At 68.9% G+C, this 19,145-nt stretch carries 20 protein-coding genes; 5 read left to right on the top strand and 15 right to left on the bottom strand.

What is annotated here, in order from left to right; genetic code table 11:
* Positions 1-87 precede the first annotated feature (87 nt).
* Positions 88-333: a hypothetical protein gene (locus tag AC5592_RS26675; RefSeq protein ID WP_036499775.1), complete on the top strand. Its 246-nt coding sequence runs from the start codon at positions 88-90 to the stop codon at positions 331-333.
* Positions 334-391: 58 nt separating this feature from the next.
* Here the strand turns inward: AC5592_RS26675 and AC5592_RS26680 are convergent, their stop codons facing one another.
* From AC5592_RS26680 to AC5592_RS26700, 5 genes are all read right to left on the bottom strand, one after another.
* A complete protein-coding gene (locus AC5592_RS26680; RefSeq protein ID WP_036499734.1) occupies positions 392-1,216 on the bottom strand; it encodes an alpha/beta fold hydrolase in 825 nt (274 codons plus the stop codon).
* Positions 1,217-1,230: 14 nt separating this feature from the next.
* Positions 1,231-3,141 carry a DNA primase gene (gene dnaG, locus AC5592_RS26685; protein WP_036499732.1) on the bottom strand — a complete coding sequence of 637 codons (1,911 nt, stop codon included), beginning with the start codon at positions 3,139-3,141 and terminating at the stop codon, positions 1,231-1,233.
* Between the two features lie 49 nt (positions 3,142-3,190).
* On the bottom strand, positions 3,191-4,453 hold the full coding sequence (locus tag AC5592_RS26690; RefSeq protein WP_269750212.1) for a deoxyguanosinetriphosphate triphosphohydrolase: 1,263 nt from the start codon (positions 4,451-4,453) through the stop codon (positions 3,191-3,193).
* A 24-nt stretch (positions 4,454-4,477) separates the two neighbouring features.
* Positions 4,478-5,170: a YdcF family protein gene (locus tag AC5592_RS26695; RefSeq protein ID WP_063065838.1), complete on the bottom strand. Its 693-nt coding sequence runs from the start codon at positions 5,168-5,170 to the stop codon at positions 4,478-4,480.
* Positions 5,171-5,248: 78 nt separating this feature from the next.
* Positions 5,249-5,944, bottom strand: coding sequence for an MBL fold metallo-hydrolase (locus AC5592_RS26700; RefSeq protein ID WP_063065887.1), 696 nt, complete (start codon positions 5,942-5,944; stop codon positions 5,249-5,251).
* A 64-nt stretch (positions 5,945-6,008) separates the two neighbouring features.
* On the opposite strand from AC5592_RS26700, the gene AC5592_RS26705 reads away from it, so the two are divergent.
* Positions 6,009-8,006 carry a TPM domain-containing protein gene (locus AC5592_RS26705; RefSeq protein ID WP_063065839.1) on the top strand — a complete coding sequence of 666 codons (1,998 nt, stop codon included), beginning with the start codon at positions 6,009-6,011 and terminating at the stop codon, positions 8,004-8,006.
* Positions 8,007-8,016: 10 nt separating this feature from the next.
* On the opposite strand, the gene AC5592_RS26710 is transcribed toward AC5592_RS26705, so the two are convergent.
* The 7 genes from AC5592_RS26710 to AC5592_RS26740 form a co-directional block, all read right to left on the bottom strand.
* A complete protein-coding gene (locus AC5592_RS26710) occupies positions 8,017-8,475 on the bottom strand; it encodes a VOC family protein (protein WP_063065840.1) in 459 nt (152 codons plus the stop codon).
* Between the two features lie 35 nt (positions 8,476-8,510).
* Complete coding sequence (locus AC5592_RS26715; protein ID WP_036499723.1) at positions 8,511-9,116, bottom strand: response regulator transcription factor; 606 nt, start codon at positions 9,114-9,116, stop codon at positions 8,511-8,513.
* Between the two features lie 174 nt (positions 9,117-9,290).
* A complete protein-coding gene (locus tag AC5592_RS26720; protein ID WP_157122246.1) occupies positions 9,291-10,484 on the bottom strand; it encodes a sensor histidine kinase in 1,194 nt (397 codons plus the stop codon).
* 88 nt (positions 10,485-10,572) lie between these two features.
* On the bottom strand, positions 10,573-11,349 hold the full coding sequence (locus AC5592_RS26725) for an ABC transporter permease (protein WP_036499721.1): 777 nt from the start codon (positions 11,347-11,349) through the stop codon (positions 10,573-10,575).
* 1 nt (position 11,350) lies between these two features.
* The gene (locus AC5592_RS26730) at positions 11,351-12,286 is read right to left on the bottom strand and encodes an ABC transporter ATP-binding protein (RefSeq protein WP_036499718.1); all 936 of its coding nucleotides are present in this window, start codon (positions 12,284-12,286) and stop codon (positions 11,351-11,353) included.
* A gap of 68 nt (positions 12,287-12,354) precedes the next feature.
* Complete coding sequence (locus AC5592_RS26735; RefSeq protein WP_036499768.1) at positions 12,355-13,275, bottom strand: NADP-dependent oxidoreductase; 921 nt, start codon at positions 13,273-13,275, stop codon at positions 12,355-12,357.
* 208 nt (positions 13,276-13,483) lie between these two features.
* Positions 13,484-14,875: a glycine--tRNA ligase gene (locus AC5592_RS26740; RefSeq protein WP_063065842.1), complete on the bottom strand. Its 1,392-nt coding sequence runs from the start codon at positions 14,873-14,875 to the stop codon at positions 13,484-13,486.
* Positions 14,876-15,167: 292 nt separating this feature from the next.
* On the opposite strand from AC5592_RS26740, the gene AC5592_RS26745 reads away from it, so the two are divergent.
* Both AC5592_RS26745 and AC5592_RS26750 read left to right on the top strand, forming a co-directional pair.
* The gene (locus AC5592_RS26745; RefSeq protein WP_025351935.1) at positions 15,168-15,563 is read left to right on the top strand and encodes an ArsR/SmtB family transcription factor; all 396 of its coding nucleotides are present in this window, start codon (positions 15,168-15,170) and stop codon (positions 15,561-15,563) included.
* Positions 15,560-15,991, top strand: a complete 432-nt coding sequence (locus AC5592_RS26750; RefSeq protein WP_051024455.1) for a Fur family transcriptional regulator — start codon at positions 15,560-15,562, stop codon at positions 15,989-15,991. The genes AC5592_RS26745 and AC5592_RS26750 overlap by 4 nt, the downstream gene beginning before the upstream one ends.
* 25 nt (positions 15,992-16,016) lie before the next feature.
* On the opposite strand, the gene AC5592_RS26755 is transcribed toward AC5592_RS26750, so the two are convergent.
* From AC5592_RS26755 to AC5592_RS26765, 3 genes are all read right to left on the bottom strand, one after another.
* On the bottom strand, positions 16,017-16,415 hold the full coding sequence (locus tag AC5592_RS26755) for a hypothetical protein (protein ID WP_036499762.1): 399 nt from the start codon (positions 16,413-16,415) through the stop codon (positions 16,017-16,019).
* 8 nt (positions 16,416-16,423) lie between these two features.
* Entirely contained in the window at positions 16,424-17,212 is a 789-nt protein-coding gene (locus AC5592_RS26760) for an isoprenyl transferase (protein WP_036499713.1), read from the bottom strand.
* 80 nt (positions 17,213-17,292) lie between these two features.
* On the bottom strand, positions 17,293-18,111 hold the full coding sequence (locus AC5592_RS26765) for an SAM-dependent methyltransferase (protein ID WP_036499711.1): 819 nt from the start codon (positions 18,109-18,111) through the stop codon (positions 17,293-17,295).
* 156 nt (positions 18,112-18,267) lie between these two features.
* On the opposite strand from AC5592_RS26765, the gene AC5592_RS26770 reads away from it, so the two are divergent.
* A complete protein-coding gene (locus tag AC5592_RS26770; protein ID WP_063065843.1) occupies positions 18,268-19,143 on the top strand; it encodes an LLM class F420-dependent oxidoreductase in 876 nt (291 codons plus the stop codon).
* The last annotated feature ends 2 nt before the right edge of the window (positions 19,144-19,145 follow it).

The raw sequence follows: 19,145 nt of genomic DNA on the forward strand, positions 1-19,145 counted from the left end.
TCTGGCAAGGTGGTGCCGGATCGACAGCCCGGCTCGGTGTCGGGCAGGATGTACGGCGCGGACAGCTACTGGGAGGAGCCCGAAAGAATGCTGCGGTTGATCATCGGCGTCGCAGCCGGTTACGTGCTGGGGGCCAAGGCGGGGCGGGCTCGCTACGAGCAGATCAGCAAGACCACCCGTGCTGTCGCCGCCAGCCCGGTCACCCGCAAGCTGGTCCAGGCCAGCCGCCAGAAACTGTCGGATCGACTCAATACCCAGCCGCGGCTCGAACCCATGGAGCCGATCGACGAGCGCACCACCGTCCTCGTCCCCCAGGACCAGCTCCGGCGCTGAGCCGCCCGACCGGCCCGCGGCCGGCGTCACCGCCGGACCGCGTGCCACCGACCGCGCCCTACCTACCGGTCGAGCCGATCTCCTCAGGCTTTTCCTCGGTCCGCGCCACCGCGGCGGCGATGTGCCGGGCGAGCAGGTGCGGTGCCTGTGCGTGGGCCAGATGCCCCTGCCCCGGCAGAAGGTCGATGCGGGCCTGCGGCAGTGCATGGGCGATGCGGCCGAAGGCGGTGCCGTAGGGTTCGGCGTTCGCGTTGAGTTCGCCCAGCAGCAGGGTGACCGGAACGGTCAGGGCGCGATATCGCTGTAGGTCCGCCCGACATGCGTTGACGGCCTCGAGTTCGGTCGGCAGCGGCGCGGCCAGCGGCCGCAGCACCGCCCATGTCGGCGATTCCCGCAGCGCGGCAACATATTCCGCGGAGAAGCCCGACACATCGGTGTTGACCAACCGGACGGCGGCGTCCAGATCGCCGCGGTCGACGGCGGCGCGCAGCGCGGGGATCGCGGCGGGGGCGAAGGGCGCCGATACCGGTTCGTAGGCGATCAGCGAGCGCAGATCCGACCGCTCACAAGCCGCCTCCAGGGCGATCAGCCCGCCGTAGCTCCATCCGAACAGCTCCACCGCACCGCCGAGAGTGTCGAGGATATGGTGCAGGTCGTCCACTTCGGTACGTACGGAGTAGTCCGCCCCCAGCGGACCGCTCGGCACCCGCCCGCGGCGATTGATCGTCACCACCGGATTGGGCAAACCGAGCCGCTCCACCACGGGCCGCCAGGCGGCGGCATCGGACATCACCCCCGGAACGATCACCAGCGGCGGGCCGTCACCGTCGACGATCTCGGCGGTCAGTGCGGTCCCGGAACGATGGAAAGACGTCGATCTCATTCCGGTTGGAACGATCAGGCGACGTTGAAATCATCCGAGTTGCCCATGGCCTGGGTGAGCAGGCTCTTGCGGTACTGCTCGAGGGCGACCAGATCGCCGAACAGGGCCATGTAGTCGTCCGGCTGTTCGGTCGACGAGACCCGCTGCAATTTCGACTTGAGCGCGGCGACCTGACGGCCGACCCATGCCTCCTGCACCCGCGCCAGCACGCCGGAGATGAATCGGGGGATGTCGTCCATCGATTTCACCGGAAGCGGCTCGGCGGCCAGTTCGGAGACCAGTGCGCGCAGCATCAGGTCGTCGGTGTGGTCGGCGACGCGCGAAACCCATTCCGCGCCACCGAGTCCCGCCGCGGTGCCACCGGCGGCGGCGAGGGCGGCGCGCACGGCGGTGTAGGCGGGATGGGTGAACGCCTCGGGCTCGAGGCTGTCGAAGATCGGGCCCGCGGTCGCCGGATACTGCAGCGCGGCGGCCAGCACCTGCCGCTGCGGCAGTAGTACCGGGTCACCCGGGTTCGGCCGGGCGGCGGCCGACTCCGCGACCACTGTCTCGGTGGCCGCTTCCCGGCCGGGCACACCCTTCACCGGCTTGCCGCGGCGGGCGTGATCGCCGACCCGGCGCACCACCAGCTGGATGTCGTCCCAGCCGACCCATCCGGCGAGCTTCGTGGCGTACGCCTTGCGCAGCGCGTTGTCCTTGATCTGCGCCACCACGGGCACCGCACGCCGCAGCGCCTCGACCTGCCCCTCGGGGGTGTCGAGGTTGTGGTCGGCGAGCAGACCGCGAATCACGAACTCGTACAACGGGACTCGCCGGGCCACCAGATCGCGGACGGCTCCGTCGCCGGAACGCTGCCGCAGTTCACACGGGTCCTGCCCGTCGGGCGCGACCGCGATATACGTCTGCCCGGCCAGTTTCTGGTCACCGGAGAATGCCTTCAGCGCCGCGGCCTGACCGGCGGCATCGCCGTCGAAGGTGTAGATGATCTCGCCGCGCCAGAAATTGTCGTCCATCAGCAGCCGGCGCAACATCGACAGATGCTCGTCACCGAAGGCGGTGCCACACGAGGCGACCGCGGTCGTCACACCCGCGAGGTGCATGGCCATCACATCGGTGTAGCCCTCGACCACCACCGCCTGATGGCTCTTGGCGATCTCCCGCTTGGCGTGGTCGAGACCGAACAGCACCTGGGACTTCTTGTACAGCACCGTCTCCGGCGTATTGATGTACTTGGCGGTCATCTGGTCGTCGTCGAACAGGCGCCGCGCGCCGAAACCGATGACATCGCCGCTCAGATTCCGGATCGGCCACAGCAGCCGCCGGTGGAACCGGTCGATGGGACCGTGCCGGCCGGGCTTGGACAGCCCCGCCGCCTCCAGCTCCTTGATGTCGAAACCCTTGCGCAGCAGGTATTTCGTCAGCGTGTCCCAGCCTGCCGGGGCGTAACCACAGCCGAACTGCCGCGCCGCGTTGGCGTCGAAATTGCGGTCGGTGAGGTATGTGCGCGCCACCTCCGCACCCGGTTCCCGCAGTTGCGCCTGATAGAACTCGTGCGCGGCCGCATTGGCGGCGACCAGCCGGGAGCGGGTGCCACGGTCGCGCTGCACCGAGGTCCCGCCACCCTCGTAGTTGATCGTGTAGCCGATCCGGTCGGCCAGCTGCTCGACCGCCTCGACGAACCCGACGTGGTCGATCTTCTGCAGGAAGGCGAACACGTCACCGCTCTCACCGCAGCCGAAGCAGTGGAAATGGCTGTGATTCGGCCGCACGTGGAACGACGGCGACTTCTCGTCGTGGAACGGGCACAGCCCCTTCAGCGAATCCGCACCGGCACGCTTGAGCGACACATATTCACCGACGACATCCTCGATGCGTACGCGTTCACGTATTGCCGCGATATCGCGATCCGGAAGTCGACCTGCCACGAAATCCGAGTCTAGCCGCGTGCCGGTCGGCCCACGCCGACGACCGGGGTCATCGGGCCGCGATCCGCTCCAATCTGCTCTCGGTGTAGGAGGCGATCTGGTCGACGATCACGCGTACCCGGGCGGTGTCGTCGGTGGCAGCCTCCCACCACGGCAGCAGGATCGGGTCGAGGCCCTGGGGGGCGCCGGCCAACAGGCGGTCGGCCACGTATCGGATGCGCTCGCGCTGTTCGGCCTGGCGTTCGTGGTGTTGGGGATCGGACATCACATATCGCAGCGCGACCGTTTTCAACAGCGCGACCTCCGCGGCCACCACGGCCGGCACCTCCAGATCGGCCGCGTAGCGGCACAGCGACTGCCCGGTCCACGCCGCGCGGGTCGCCTCCACCGCCGCGGTCGCGAATCGGCCGACCAGATCGCTGGTCAGCCGCTTGAGGGCGACCGAGGCGCGCAGGGTGCCGTCATATCCGGCGGCCTCGGCGATCACCTGCAATTGCGACAGCCGCTGACCGGCCGCGATCAGATCGTCGGCGGACAGGTCGCGGTGCTGGCGTTGGCCCAGTTCGGCGAGGGCGGCCTGTTCGGCCGGATCGGCGAGCGCTCGCAGATCGATCCGGCCCGCGATCACCCCGTCCTCCACGTCGTGCACCGAATACGCCACGTCATCGGACCAGTCCATGACCTGCGATTCCAGCGACTGCCGACGCTCGGGCGCCCCCTTGCGGACCCAGTCCAGCCGGTCCAGATCGGCATCGTAGGCGCCGAACTTCGCACCGGAAGCCGTTCTGCCCCAGGGGTATTTGACGGTGGCGTCGAGGGCGGCGCGGGTCAGGTTGAGGCCGTAGCTCTCCCCCGCCGTGTCGAAGACCTTCGGCTCCAACCGGGTCAGAATCCGCAGGTTCTGGGCGTTGCCCTCGAACCCGCCGTAGGCGTCGGCGAATTCGTCGAGGGCGCGTTCGCCGTTGTGGCCGTACGGCGGATGGCCGATGTCGTGGGCCAGCCCGGCCAGATCGACCAGATCCGCGTCGCAGCCCAGCCCCTCGGCGATGCTGCGCCCGATCTGGGCGACCTCCAGCGAATGGGTGAGCCGGGTGCGTGGCGTATCACCGTCGCGCGGCCCCATCACCTGGGTCTTGTCGGCAAGTCGCCGCAGTGCCGCCGAATGCAGCACCCGGGCCCGGTCCCGCGCGAAGTCACTGCGGCGGGCGGGTGACGGCGACCACCGCAACCCCGCCGTGGGCGAGGTCTCGGACACCATGCGCTCGTGATCGCCGTCGACATACGGGCATTCGGGCATCGCGTCGAAACTCATGAGGGATACCGCCTGATACGTGTCTCACTGCTCCGCGGTGTATTTGAAATCCGCGGAGAAGTGGGTGAGCTGATACCACAGCAGGGCGCCGGTTTCGCGGGCGATGCCGTGGACCTGGGACTCCCGGGTGTAGACCGCCGGGCCGGTGCGGGTCGGCGCGGTCCACGCGTCCAGACCGGCGTCGCGGGCCATGGTGCGGGTGCGCAGCGAATGCCACGGATCGCTGACCAGCACCGCCGACGACAGATCGCGGGCCCGCATCGCGGAGGCGACCGCCTCGATACTCTGCAGCGTGTCCGATCCGGTCTCCACGGCCAGCACCCGGTCGGCGGGCACGCCACGATTCTTCAGATAGTTCTTACCGGAGGCGGCCTCGGTGTAGTTGTCGCCCACCTGTTTGCCGCCGACCGTGATAACCAGCGGCGCAACACCTTTGGTGTACAGGTGGTAGGCCTGTCCGAGCCGGGCCTCGAACACCGAGGACGGCGTGCCGTCGTATTGCGCGGCGCCCAGCACCACGATCGCGTCGGCACGGCTGTAGTCGTCGATCCGTGCCACCTGCCAGACCCGGAAGGCGGTGCCGCCGACGAGGACGACCCCGATGACGACGGTGCCGGCGATCACCCGGCGCACCCACCGCACGACCGCCGATCCGCGCGGACGGCGCGGCGCGGCGGGCGGGCGGGTCGGTGCGGGATGGGTGAGGGCCGAGGGCATTCCCCGAGTTTGCCAGTGCTCGGTCACGCCACGATTGCGGAGCGCCGGATCGTCACGGTCGCAGGGCACCGGAACCGCTCACCAACCGCGTTGCCGCCACTGCTCGAGCTGCGGCCGCTCGGCACCCAGGGTGGTGTCGTCGCCGTGGCCCGGGTAGACGACCGTATCGTCGCCGAAGCGGTCGAACACCTTGCTGGTGACGTCGCTGTAGAGGGAATCGAAATCCTCCGGGGAGGTGGTGCGGCCGACACCACCCGGAAACAGGCAGTCGCCGGTGAACAGATGGGTGCGGCCGGAGCCGTCGGTGAGCGCCAGCGCGACGGATCCCGGGGTGTGTCCGCGCAGGTGGATGACGTCGAACCGCAGGTCGCCGATCGAGACGGTGTCACCGTCGGTGAGCAGCCGATCCGGCGGTACCGGAAGCGGTTCGGCGTCCAGGGCGTGCGCGGCGGTCGGTACGCCGGTGTCGGCGACCACGGCGCTCAGGGCCTGCCAGTGGTCGAAATGCTGATGGGTGGTGACGATCAGCCGCAGCCGCCCCGGCACCTCCTGGTCCAGCAGGGCCTGGATGCGTTCGGATTCGTTGGCGGCGTCGATCAGCACCGCGTCGCCGGTGGCGGCGTCCTGCACCAGATAGACGTTGTTGTCCATACCGCCGACCGACATCTTGACGATCCGGGCGCCCGGCACGTCGCGCTGCTGCGGATTCGTGCCCGGCGCGACGTGGCCCGTATAGGGGATATCCAGCGTGATCACCCTGCCGATCGTAATCATCGGTTCCGACACGGGTCGGCCGGATCAACGCCCCTCGCGCCGTGTCGGCGGATACATTCGTGCTATGCCGCCGCACTCGCGTCCTCGACGATCACAGCCGCCGACGCTGCTCGCGTTGCTGCTGTCGATCGTGTTCGGGTTCGTGCTCGGCTGCTGCGGCCCGGCCGTCGCCGACGAGCCGATGCGGCTCAACGAATACGTCACCGATTCCGCGCAGGTTCTCGACGGTCCGCAGCGCGACACCGTGCGCGCCTCGGTGGACGCGCTCTACACCGCGCATCGGGAGCGGCTGTGGGTGGTCTACGTCCGCGATTTCGGCGGCCTGGACCCGCAGACCTGGGGTCAGCGCACCGCGACCGCGTCCGGATTCGGCGACCGCGATGTGCTGCTGTCGATCGCGACCAGCGACCGCTCCTATTCCTTCACCGGCGCGCTCCCGCCCTCGGTGAGCGACGCGGAACTGAATTCGCTGCTCACCGATCAGGTCGAGCCGCGACTGCACAACGGTCAGTGGGCCGAGGCGGCGGTGGCCGCGGCGGACGGATTGTCCACGGCCATGGGCGATTCCGGTGGTGTCGGGATCTGGCCGCTGATCGTGATCACCCTGATCGTGCTGGGCGTGATCGGTGTGGTGCTGGGTTATTCGCAGTTGCGCCGGCGGGCCCGGGGCCGCGCCGAGACCGACGCCGCCCGCGCGGTCGACCCGACCGACACCGCCGCGCTGGCTCGGCTGCGCCCGGATCTGCTCGAGTCCCGCTCGGCGCAGGTGCTGGTCGACACCGACAACGCGATCCGGGCCAGTGCCGAGGAACTGCGGCTGGCCACCGACGAATTCGGCGCCACCGCGACCGCTCCGTTCGCCGCCGCGCTCGAGTCGGCGAAACGGGCGATGGCACATGCCTTTTCGATCCGCCAGCGGCTCGATGACGACATCCCCGAAACCCCTGATCAGCGCCGCGATCTGCTGGTCGAGCTGATCGCCACCTGCGGGCGGGCCGATGCCGAACTCGACGACAAGGTGGCCGAATTCGACGCGATGCGCAATCTGCTGATCGACGCGCCACAACGGCTGGACACGCTGACCCGCGATGTGGTCGATCTCACCGTGCGGCTGCCGCGCTCGGAGGAGACCCTGCGCCGGCTGCTGGCCGCACAACCGGAATCGGTCACCGCGCCGGTGCGCGACAACGTGGCGATGGCACGGGAGCGAATCGGGTTCGCCGAGAACACGATCGAGCAGGGCCGCCGGGCCGCGGCCGAGCCGGTCGGTCGTCAGGGCGGGGTGGTCGCGGCGATTCGCGGCGCGGAGGCCGCGGTGACCGCCGCCCGCACCCTGCTCGACGCCGTGGACACCGCCGAAACCGATATCACCCAGGCGCGGGCCGGCCTGCCGGCGGCGATCGACGAACTGGGCCGCGACCTCGAGACCGCGCAGGGCCTGACCGAACACGGCGGCCCGGAACTGGCGGCGGCGATGTCGGGCGCCCGCACCGCATGGGAAGCGGCCCGGACCACCGGGGACCGCGATCCGCTCGGCACGTTCCACCGCGCGGTCGCGGCCGATACCGCACTCGATCGCGCGGTCGCCGCGGCCGGTGAGCGCAAACTCGCCGCCGAGCAGCTGCGGCGCCGCCTGGACCAGGCCGTGATCGCCGCGCAGAGCCAGGTCCGCGCGGCCGCCGATTTCATCGACACCCGCCGCGGCGGTATCGACGCCGCGCCCCGTACTCGCCTGGCCGAAGCGCAGCGCAATCTCGATCGGGCGCAGGAGCTTTCGGCCACCGACCCGCAGGCGGCGCTGAGCAGTGCGCAACAGGCCGCCGATCTGGCCACCCGCGCACTGCACGCCGCCGAGGCCGATGTGCGGGAGTGGCAGACCCATCGCCCGGCTTCCGGCACGTCCCAGGCCGGTGCGGTACTGGGCGGCATTCTGATCGACAGCCTGCTGCGCGGCGCGGGGAGTGGCTATCGCGGCCGTTCGATGGGCGGATCCGGGTGGGGTCCGGCCTCTTTCGGCGGCTCCGACAGTTCCCGCCGGATCAGCCGCGGCGGGCGATTCTGATCTGCTCGTCTCACCGCGCCGGTGGCACGGCCTCGCCGGTGCGCGTCGCGAGCCACTGCTGCAGTTCGATCAGGTTGCCCTCGGGGTCGCGCAGATAGGCGCAGCGCACGCGTCCGTCGTATGCGACGGGCTCGCCCGAGATTTCGGCGCCGCGGGCGGTGATCGCGGCGAGATAGTCGCCCAGGTCGTCGACCCGCAACGACACCATCGCCGCGTCGGCGGGCGGGACCGGCGCCACCTCGCCATTTGACGACGAGCGCGAGTCGACCCCGGACCGCAAGGTATCCCCCAGCGCCGCCGCGAGATTCGCGCGCTCGTGCAACGCGAGCGTGCTGCCCAGCTCCGGTTTGAACGCCGCGTAGGGCGGGCGCGGGTCGTCGGTTTGCGGTGTCAGTCCGAGAACGTCGCGATAGAACGCCACGCAGCGGTCGAATTCGGACACGATCAGGCGGATCTGCGTCAGATGCACATCGGCGAATCTACGCCCGCCGCGGCGGGGGCCGCTCACAACCAGCCGAGACGTTCGGCCGCGCGGACGGCCTCGGCACGAGTGCGGGTGCCGGTCTTGCCGATCGCTGCCGAGAGATGGTTGCGGACGGTTCCCTCGGACAGATGCAGCCGCTTCGCGATGACCCCCGCCGTCGACCCGTCCGCCGCCGCGGCGAGCACCTCGCGCTCGCGTGCGGTGAGCGGAGAGGTTCCGGCGGTGAGGGTTTCGGTGGCCAGTGCCGGATCCACCACTCGCAGGCCCATGTGCACGCGCCGCACCGCATCCGCCAATTCCCGTGCGGGCGTGTCCTTCACGACGAATCCGCCGGCTCCGGCGTCGATGGCGCGACGCAGGTAGCCGGGGCGGCCGAATGTGGTCACCATCAGAATTCGGATACGCGGGAATTCGGCGTGCAGCTGCGCCGCCACCGAAATTCCGTCCATTCCGGGCATTTCCACATCGAGCAGCACCACATCCGGCGTGGTGCGCCGCACGGCGTCCAGAACCTCGTCGCCCCGGCCCACCTCGGCCACCACCTCGAGGTCCGCCTCCAGCCCGAGCAGCGCCGCCAGCGCGCCCCGCACCAGCGCCTGATCGTCGGCGAGCAACAACCGGATCACCGGCGTCGCCCCCGTCGCGGTTCACCGATCGACATCATCACACGCACAGCTGCGACCCTAATGCGGCCGGTGGGGTATCCGCCGCCCGACCGGCGAAGGCATCTTCGTCCGCCCGCCCGGGTGCACATCCGCGTGACCTTCGCCGGTCCGAGTTGCCGAATCCCCTCGCCCTGCTCAACTCCGCCTGTCGGCCGTCGGGAACTCCGCGGCGATCAGCGTTCCCCCGCCGGACGGTGTCTCGACCGTCAGGTTGCCGCCCCCGGCGCGCACCCGGTCGCGCAAACCGGTCAGACCGGAACCGAAGGTACTGCCGGACAGCCCTTTTCCGTCATCGCTCACCTCGATCCGCGACTCGCTCACCCACACCCGGCAGTGGCCGGCGCCGCTGTGGCGCACCACATTCGTCACCGCCTCGCGCAGGACCCATCCGAAGATCACCGCATGGCGCGCGGGGAGCTCGGCGGGATCCGGGAGCTCCGCCTCGATACCGGCGGCGCGCAGGGCGGTCCGGGCGTTGACGAGCTCGGTCGAGAGCGACACCTCGCGCAGGCCGCCGACGGTATCGCGCACCCCCGCCAGCGCCTCGCGGGCCAGGCGCTCCACATCGGCCAGCTCCTGCCGGGCGCGGGTGGGATCGGTGTCGAGCAGCCGTTGCGCCAGTTCGGTTTTGACGGTGATGACGGTCAGCGAGTGCCCCAGGATGTCGTGCACGTCGCGCGCCACCCGGTTGCGTTCCTCCACGATCGCCAGCTCGCCCTGCTGGCGGCGAGTCAGTTCCCGCAGCTGTCCGCGCCGCCGGCCGACTTCGCGGCCGGTCCACATCACCACCGGAATGAACGCGAAATACAACGGGGCACTGCCGTAATGCAGCGACAGGCCGATCAACAGCGCGGCTGTCCCGGCCACCACCGCACCGGATTTGGCCGGGGGCAGGACGAATACGGCGCCGGCCGCGACGTAGATGGCGGTGCCCAGACCGGTGACGCCCAGCAGCACCGTCAAACTCGCGGCGAGGGCCGCCAGCCCGCCCACCACCAGCCATCGCGGCCATTCGTAGGAGACCGGCAGCCCAGCGTGCGCGTGTTTCTCCTCCCAGTCAGGTTGCCGGAAGGGACCGAAGCACGAGGCCGTCAGCACCCAGAAGACCGCGAGGCAGACGGCCGCCGCGACGGCCCGCCCGCGATGCCCGTCCTGCCATTGCGAGACGATCGGCGCGATCAGATACAGCAACCAGACCAATGCCAGCACCGCGCCGAAGAGCAGGCGTCGATGCTGGATGGCGGTCTGCGGGGCGGGTTCGTGATCCATTCTGCGGGCGATCCGGTCCAGCGCTCCCGAAATCGGCCGATCGACCGGAGGTACCCGCATCGTCACCCTCCGTCTCCCGCCTCGGCCGGCGCCGCCGGATTTCGACGCTACCGCACCGTCCACCGGGGCGGACGGTGCGGCGCGTCGGTCAGCGAGCGGTATCACGCCGGAACAGAACCGCGGCTCCGAGGGCGAATACCGAGGCCCAGACCACGATGTTCAGCACCGCCAGTGCGGCGGAACCGGCAGTGGTGTCGCCGAGCGGCAACCGGGCCAGCGTCGCGACGCCGTTGGTCGGGAAGAGCTTCGACACCGTTTCGAACCAGCCGTGCAGCGGCATGAACAATCCACCGGCGAACGACAGCAGTGCCAGAACCGGGCCGAGGATCTGCATCACGTTCTCCGAGGGCAGCACATATCCCATGAACAGTCCGAATGCCGCGAAGACCACGGAGGTCAGCCACGCGATCAGGAAGCAGCCCACCCACGCGCCGGTGGTCAGATGCGCGCCGGTCACCGCGCCGGCGACGAAAACGACGACGACCGAACACAATCCGAGCACCATCGCGCCGGCCACTTTGGTGGCGACGTAGGCGGCCGGGCTCAGCGGCGTGAGACGCAACTGACGCACCCAACCGGCGGCGCGTTCCACCGCCACCATGGCGCCGCCGCTGGTGGTGGCCAGCATCGCCCCGTAGACGGCCATCGACACCATCACGTAGGCGGTGACATTCGCCGAGCCGTAGGTCTCGTTGCGGTAGGAGTTCTGGGCGCCGAAGATCACGAAGAACACCACGGGCATCACCAGCGCGAAGATGACGGTGCGCCGGTTGCGCAGCATGCGGCGCAATTCGAGCAGCAGGAATCCCCAGCTGAATCCGCCGGCGCTCGGACGGATGGCGCGGGGCACGGTCGATGTGGTCATCTCAGTTGTCTCCGGTCAGTGCGAGGAAGGCGTCTTCGAGATTGCGGCCGGTGATTTCGATGTCGACGGCCGGTGTCCGGGTCAGCAGATAGCGGGCGACCGCGTCGGAGTCGTTGCCGTGCACCAGCACTCGATCACCGCGCTGCTCGACCCGGTCCACGCCGGCGAGGGCGAGCAGGCTCGCCGGGTCGGCATCGGGCAGCGTCGCCGAGACCGTGCGACCGGAGGCCAGATTCTTCACCGACGCGGCACTGCCGTCGGCCACGACCCGCCCGCCCCGCACCAGCACGATGCGGTCGGCGTAGGCGTCGGCCTCGTCGAGATAGTGGGTGGCGAAGACGACGGTGCGTCCGAGACCGGCGTCGGCGCGGATGGCGTTCCAGAAATCGCGGCGTCCCTCCACATCCATGCCGGTGGTCGGCTCGTCGAGGATCAACAGATCCGGATCGGGCAGCAGCGCGAGAGCGAAGCGCAGGCGCTGCTGCTGACCACCGGAGCATTTACCCACCATGCGGTCGGCGATGCCGTCGATTCCGGCGCGGACGAGCACCTCCCGGGCGGGGCGCGGATGACGATGCAGGGACGCGACGACCCGCACCGTTTCGCCGACGGTGAGATCCGGAAGCAGGCCGCCCGATTGCAGAACCGCCGAAACACGGCCCGCCGCAACCGCTTCCGCCGGTGTTCCGCCCAGAATACGGGCGGTGCCGGCGTCGGGGCGCAGCAGGCCGAGCATCATGTCGATACTGGTGGACTTCCCGGCACCGTTGGGTCCCAGGAAGGCGACCACCTCACCCGCGGTGACGGTCAGATCGAGTCCGTCGACCGCGCGGACGGGCCCGGCGGAGCTGCGGAAGGTTTTGGTCAGTCCGCGAAGCTCGATCACCGGTGCGGCGGCGACCCGTTCCGCCGAACCGGATGTCATTGCTGATGTCATGGTTCCACTGTCGCGTGGAGCCGGGCGTCGTACCTGGCCCGAGCGTCACGACTGTGCCATGACAGATGTCATGGCAGCAGGACGATCTTGCCCCGGGTGTGGCCGCGCTCGAGTTCGGTGAACGCCGCGCGCACCTCGGCGAGCGGATATGTGGCGGCGATCGGAATCCGGACGGCCCCCGCGGCGGCCAGTTCGGCCAGCTGGGCGAGCACGTCGATGGTGTCGGCGGCCGCATTGCCCTCCGCCTTGACGCCGTATTTCTCCACCGCGGCGAAATCGATGATCGTATCGATGCGTTCGGGCTTCACGCCGAGATCGAGGGCGAGTTCGACGTAGCCGTTGCCGTGCGTATCGATGAAGGCGTCGATACCGGCGGGCGCCGCCTCCCGGAGGCGCTCGGCGAGACCGTCACCGTACTCCACCGCGACCGCCCCCAGCTCGCGCAGATAGTCCTGGTTGTCCGGGCCCGCGATGCCGATCACCGTCACCTCGCGGGCCCGAAGCAGTTGCACCACAATGGATCCCACTCCACCGGCGGCGCCGGACACCGCGATGGTGTCACCGGCCTCCGGGCTCACCGCGCGCACGGCGGCGAAGGCGGTGGTGCCCGCGACGTACAGCGATCCGGCGACCTCCCAGGACAGACCCACCGGCTTCGGGGTGACCTGCTGGGCCGGCACCACCACCCGGGTGGCGTGGCTGGAGCGCTTGTCGCTGAATCCGAGCACCTCGTCGCCGACGGCGATCCCGCTCACCCCCTCGCCCAGGGCGACGATGCGCCCGGCGAAATCGGTGCCCTCGCCCTCGGGGAAGGTGGCGGGCCAGCGCTCGTGCAGCGAGCCGTTGCGGATCTTGGCCTCACCCGGGTTGATCCCCGCGGCCACCACCTCGACCGCGACCTGTCCGGGCCCGGGCTGCGGATCCGGTATCTCGCGAACCTCGAGCACATCGATATCGCCGTAACGATCGAACTTGACCGCCTGCGCCATGATCAGGACCTTTCGTCGCACCTGTGGGCCGGGCCCGGCAGCGCCCCGGGGGCGCGCCGGATCTCGGACTGCTCAGTGCTCGGAACGACCCGGACGACGGCGATATTTCCGCCGATCCCACTTCGGCGCGCGATTCGCCCCGATAACGCCCGGGTCTTCGGTTATGTCCGAATACGAATGCGGTATGCCCGTCCGCGCCGCGGTGAACTCAGGCGCCCAGCAGGCGCTGCGCCAGGTAGCCCTCCACCTGGTCGAGCGCGATCCGGTCCTGCGCCATCGAGTCCCGCTCGCGCACGGTGACGGCCTGGTCCTCGAGGGTGTCGAAGTCGACGGTGATGCAGAACGGGGTGCCGATCTCGTCCTGGCGGCGGTAGCGGCGGCCGATCGCGCCGGCGTCGTCGAAGTCGACGTTCCAGTTCCTACGCAGTTGCGCGGCAAGGTCTTTCGCCTTCGGCGACAGATCGGCGTTGCGCGACAACGGAAGTACGGCGGCCTTCACCGGCGCGAGGCGGCGATCCAGGCGCAGTACGGTCCGCTTCTCCATGACGCCCTTGGCGTTGGGCGCCTCGTCCTCGGTGTAGGCGTCGATCAGGAAGGCCATCAGCGAGCGGGTCAGGCCGGCCGCGGGTTCGATCACGTACGGCGTGTAGCGCTCGTTGGTGTTCTGGTCGAAGAAGCTCAGATCGGTGCCGGAATGCTTGGAGTGGGTCGACAGGTCGAAGTCGGTGCGGTTGGCGACACCCTCGAGCTCACCCCATTCGCTGCCCTGGAAGTGGAAGCGGTACTCGATATCGACCGTGCGGGTCGAATAGTGCGAGAGCTTCTCCTTCGGGTGCTCGTAGAGCCGCAGATTCTCCGGGTCGATGCCGAGTTCGGTGTACCAGGCCAGGCGGGTGTCGATCCAGTACTGGTGCCACCGCTCGTCCTCACCCGGCTTGACGAAGAATTCCATCTCCATCTGCTCGAATTCGCGGGTGCGGAAGATGAAGTTGCCGGGGGTGATCTCGTTGCGGAAGCTCTTGCCGATCTGCGCGATACCGAACGGCGGCTTCTTGCGCGCGGTGGTCATCACGTTCGCGAAGTTCACGAAGATGCCCTGCGCGGTCTCCGGACGCAGATAGTGCAGGCCCTCCTCGGACTCGATCGGCCCGAGGTAGGTCTTGAGCATCATGTTGAAGTCGCGCGGTTCGGTCCACTTACCGACGGTGCCGCAGTCCGGGCAGCCGATCAGCTCCATGGACACCGAGTCCGGATCGTCGATCTTGTGCTTCTCGGCGTACGCCTCCTGCAGGTGGTCCTGCCGGTGCCGCTTGTGGCAGTTCAGGCATTCGACCAGCGGGTCGTTGAAGACGCTGACGTGCCCCGAGGCCACCCACACCGGCCGCGGCAGGATGATCGCGGAGTCCAGGCCGACCACATCGTCGCGGCTGGTGACCATGGCCCGCCACCACTGCTTCTTGATGTTCTCCTTGAGCTCCACACCCAGCGGACCGTAATCCCACGCCGACCGGGTCCCTCCGTAGATCTCGCCGCTGGGGTATACCAAACCCCGGCGCTTGGCGAGATTCGCGACGGTGTCGATCTTCGACTTGGGTGCCACGGTGGAAGCTCTCCCTCTGGATGATGGGTCCGAACGATTCGCCCCAGCCTACTGACACCGGATCGAACACCGCGAGGCAGTATCGCCCCGGCAACGACTGATTTCGCATGCACATGGGTAACTCGCCGGGAACGCCCAAAACCCGGCCCGACACAGACCGCCGGCCCGACACGAATGTCGTGGAGCACCCGCGACACGCTGAAGACGCGGAGAGGCGGTACAGCGCGCTTCCTTGACATGCGCACGTGTGCATATCAATAATGGCATCGGTTTCCAATAAGGAGTTGGTTCGATGACCGCCGACAGCGGTGTCCCCGCGCGTCGAAGCCGCGTCGCCGTCGAGGCGCCCACGCCGATCCCGCACGACCCGTATCCCTATCGCGCCCCGACCGCCCCCGCGGTCCCCGCCCGCACCACGCTCGACAACGCCGGCGAACTGCTGCGCGCGCTGGCCGCGCCGGTGCGGATCGCGATCGTGCTGCAGCTGCGCGAATCGCCGCGCTGCGTGCACGAGTTGGTCGATACGCTCGGCGTCACCCAGCCCCTGGTCAGCCAGCACCTGCGCATTCTCAAGTCCGCGGGCGTGGTGCGCGGTGAACGCACCGGCCGTGAGGTGATCTACGAATTGGTCGACGACCATCTGGCACGCATCGTCGTCGACGCCGTCGCACACGCCGAGGAAGGATGACCGTGCCGGAGAAGACGGACACCGCCGAGAAGACCGTCGGAATTCGCAGCACCCGCCAGCGCAGCGCGATCACCGCACTGCTGGGCGATATCGAGGAATTCCGTTCAGCCCAGGAGCTGCACGACGAACTACGCCGCCGCGGTGAGGGCATCGGCCTGACCACCGTCTACCGCACCCTGCAGTCCCTCGCCGACGCCGGCAAGGTCGACGTCCTGCGCACGGACACAGGCGAATCCGTGTACCGGCAGTGCTCCAAGGGCCACCATCACCACCTGGTCTGCCGCCAGTGCGGGCGCACCGTCGAGGTGGAGGGCCCCACCGTCGAGGCCTGGGCCGCGGCGATCGCCGGCGAGCACGGATTCACCGACATCAGCCACACCATGGAGGTGTTCGGCACCTGCCGCGACTGCGCCCACATCGCCCGCTGATTCGATCAGCGGCACACCGGGCCGGTCAGGGCACCAGGCCCTGGCGGGCGCGGCCCGCGCCGGACAGGACGAGCAGCAGCATCGTCGCCAGGGCGTCGTCGTCGAGGCCGGCTGCCGGGAAGGTATAGCGCAGCAGGACGTCGGCGAGCTTCTCGTGGGCGATGATCGTCAGCGAGCCGAACTGCAGGGCGTTGTTGCGATCGGCGACTCGCTTGTGCAGTTGCGGCTTCAAGGGGCGATCCCAGGCGAGCACGCAGGTCAGCGTGAGGACGTCCAGGCCCGGCGCCAGTGTGACGCCGCGCAACGAGCACAGCGCGCCCTCGTATTCGAAGCCGAGGGCGTCACCGTCCTCCTCCCGCACGGCGATATCGCATCGACGCAGGCAGGCGGCGGCTTGGGCCTGCAGTTCCCGGGCGACGGTCAGATCGTTGCTCACTTCACACCACCGAACCGGCGATCGCGCTTGGCGTACTCCACACAGGCCTCCCACAGGTCGCGCCGGTCGAAATCAGGGAACAGGGTGTGCTGGAAGACGAACTCCGCATAGGCGGACTGCCAGATCAGGAAGTTCGAACTGCGCAGCTCGCCGGAGGGGCGCAGGAACAGATCCACATCCGGCATATCCGGCTCGTCGAGATACTTCGCGAAGGTCGATTCGGTGACCTTCTCCGGATCCAGCTGTCCGGCCGCCACCTTCCGCGCGATTTCCCGTGCCGCGTCGGCGATTTCGGCGCGGCCACCGTAGTTGACGCACATCGTCAGCGTCATCACGGTGTTGTCCTTGGTGAGCTCCTCGGCGATCTCCAATTCCTTGATCACGCTGCGCCACAGGCGCGGTCGCCGGCCCGCCCAGCGCACCCGCACGCCCATCTCGTGCATCTCGTCGCGGCGGCGCCGGATCACGTCGCGGTTGAAGCCCATCAGGAATTTGACCTCGTCCGGACTGCGCCGCCAGTTCTCGGTCGAAAAGGCATAGGCGGAAAGCCATTTCACGCCGATCTCGATACACCCCTCGACGGTGTCCATCAGCACCGCCTCGCCGCGCTCGTGCCCGGCGGTGCGCGGCAGCCCCCGATCCTGGGCCCACCGGCCGTTGCCGTCCATCACCAGCGCCACATGCCTGGGCACGAACTCCGGCGGCAGCGCGGGCGGGGTGGCGCCCGACGGGTGCGGTGACGGCGGACGAATCGTGCGGGTGGTCTGGGAGCGGTTACCGATCACGCCACCTATCCTGCATCACCGCGCGCCGCCCGTGACCGGTGCCGTGGGATTTCCGCGCCGACCTGGGCCTACGCATCCGCTCAGGGCTTGACGCCGACCGCGGCCCAGATGCCGAACGCCTCGTCGGCCCACGCGAGCCGTTCCTCCGGGATGTAGAAGTCCGGATTCGGGTGCCAGCGGTGCATCGGAACCACGCCGGGCTCGACGAGCTCCAGCCCGTCGAAGAAGCGGGCGACCTCGCCCTTGTTGCGCAGGGCGACCTTCATCCCGGCCTGGGCGTAGACCGCCGCCACCTTCGCGAGTCGTTCCGGATTCACATCGCTGGAGGCGTGGGTGATGCTGAGGTAGGACCCGGGCGCGAACGCGTCCATATAGGTGCGCACGATGTCGTAGGCGCCCTCTTCGTCGGTGACGAAATGCATGATCGCGGCCAGGTTGAGCGCCACCGGCCGGGACAGATCGATCACCGCGCGGAACTGCTCCGAGCCGAGGATCACGTCCGGATCGCGCACATCCGCGGGAATGTATTCGGTACGCCCCTTCTCCGAGCCGATCATCAGCGCGCGGGCATGCGCCAGCACCAGAGGGTCGTGGTCGACGTACACGACGCGGCAATGCGGATCGACGGCCTGCACGGCGTTGTGCAGATTCGGTTCGGTCGGAATTCCGGTGCCGATGTCGAGAAACTGCCGCACACCATTGCGCGCCGCGAAACGCGCTGCCCGATGGACGAATTCGCGATTGGCCCGCGCGGCCTGCGCGGTCTCCGGAAACGCCTCCATCACCTTCGACGCGGCCTCGCGATCGGCCGGATAGTTGTCCTTGCCGCCGAGGTAGTAGTCGTACATCCGCGCCGAATGCGCCTTCTCCGTATCGAACTCGACAAGCTCGTGAGACATCGAAGCTTTCTCCGTAGGGTTGGTGGGACCTTCAAGTGAAATTACCCCGTCCGAGCCGCACGCAGGGCCCGCATTCCCGGAAACCTCTTGACCTGGAGTGCGCTCCAGGGCATAGCGTTCTCCACGGGAAGTCAGTCACTGACGAGGGAGAACTCCATGGAGCTCGGATTTCACATTCCTATCTTCGATATCGACGGCGGCACCCCCGCGATCGCGGGAGAGCTGGCGCGCGTGGGCCAGGCCGCGGAGGCGGCGGGCGCCACCTGGCTGTCGTTCATGGATCACTACTTCCAGATCGAGCCGACCGGCCTACCGGCCGAGGCGAATATGCTGGAGGGATACACCACGCTGGGATACCTTGCGGCACATACCACCTCGATCGATCTCGGACTGCTGGTCACCGGCGTGACCTATCGGCATCCGGGTCTGCTCGCCAAGATCGTCACCACCCTGGACGTGCTGTCGGGCGGCCGGGCCACGCTGGGGATCGGGGCCGCGTGGTTCGAGCGGGAGCATCGCGGGCTCGGGGTCGAGTTCCCGCCGCTGGCCGAGCGGTTCGAGCGGCTGGAGGAGACACTGCGGATCTGCGCGCAGATGTGGGATCCGCAGAACAACGGGCCGTTCGAGGGCAAGTACTACCAGCTGGCCGAGACGCTGTGCGCACCGCAGCCGATCCATCGCCCGAGTGTGCTGATCGGCGGCGGCGGCGAGAAGAAGACGCTGCGGCTGGTCGCACAGTACGGCGACGCCTGCAATCTGTTCGGGACGTCGCCGGAGGACGTCGCCCACAAACTGGACGTGCTGCGCCGCCACTGCGACGACGTCGGTCGCGATTTCGACACCATCCGCACCACGATCATGGCCAACAATCCGCGCCCGAATCCGGACGTTCGCGACGAATTCGTCCGCAGCATGGCCGATTACGCGAAACTGGGCATCGACGCGGTGCTGATCACCCCGACCACGGGCTCACCCGCCGCGTGGATCGAGGCCATGGCGCCGGCGGTCCCGCAGCTGGCCGACCTCGGGTAGCC

Source organism: Nocardia violaceofusca NBRC 14427 (assembly GCF_963869435.1).
Taxonomy (GTDB): Bacteria; Actinomycetota; Actinomycetes; order Mycobacteriales; family Mycobacteriaceae; genus Nocardia; species Nocardia aobensis.

Bases quoted from the DNA above. Each gene is read 5' to 3' on its own strand.
- AC5592_RS26690 (WP_269750212.1), bottom strand. From the start codon at position 4,453: ATGAGTTTCGACGCGATGCCCGAATGCCCGTATGTCGACGGCGATCAC.
- AC5592_RS26750 (WP_051024455.1), top strand. From the start codon at position 15,560: ATGACCGTGCCGGAGAAGACGGACACCGCCGAGAAGACCGTCGGAATT.
- AC5592_RS26695 (WP_063065838.1), bottom strand. From the start codon at position 5,170: ATGCCCTCGGCCCTCACCCATCCCGCACCGACCCGCCCGCCCGCCGCG.
- AC5592_RS26735 (WP_036499768.1), bottom strand. From the start codon at position 13,275: ATGGCGCAGGCGGTCAAGTTCGATCGTTACGGCGATATCGATGTGCTC.
- AC5592_RS26770 (WP_063065843.1), top strand. From the start codon at position 18,268: ATGGAGCTCGGATTTCACATTCCTATCTTCGATATCGACGGCGGCACC.
- AC5592_RS26745 (WP_025351935.1), top strand. From the start codon at position 15,168: ATGACCGCCGACAGCGGTGTCCCCGCGCGTCGAAGCCGCGTCGCCGTC.
- AC5592_RS26730 (WP_036499718.1), bottom strand. From the start codon at position 12,286: ATGACATCAGCAATGACATCCGGTTCGGCGGAACGGGTCGCCGCCGCA.
- AC5592_RS26705 (WP_063065839.1), top strand. From the start codon at position 6,009: ATGCCGCCGCACTCGCGTCCTCGACGATCACAGCCGCCGACGCTGCTC.
- AC5592_RS26675 (WP_036499775.1), top strand. From the start codon at position 88: ATGCTGCGGTTGATCATCGGCGTCGCAGCCGGTTACGTGCTGGGGGCC.
- AC5592_RS26765 (WP_036499711.1), bottom strand. From the start codon at position 18,111: ATGTCTCACGAGCTTGTCGAGTTCGATACGGAGAAGGCGCATTCGGCG.
- AC5592_RS26680 (WP_036499734.1), bottom strand. From the start codon at position 1,216: ATGAGATCGACGTCTTTCCATCGTTCCGGGACCGCACTGACCGCCGAG.
- AC5592_RS26725 (WP_036499721.1), bottom strand. From the start codon at position 11,349: ATGACCACATCGACCGTGCCCCGCGCCATCCGTCCGAGCGCCGGCGGA.
- AC5592_RS26700 (WP_063065887.1), bottom strand. From the start codon at position 5,944: ATGATTACGATCGGCAGGGTGATCACGCTGGATATCCCCTATACGGGC.
- AC5592_RS26720 (WP_157122246.1), bottom strand. From the start codon at position 10,484: ATGCGGGTACCTCCGGTCGATCGGCCGATTTCGGGAGCGCTGGACCGG.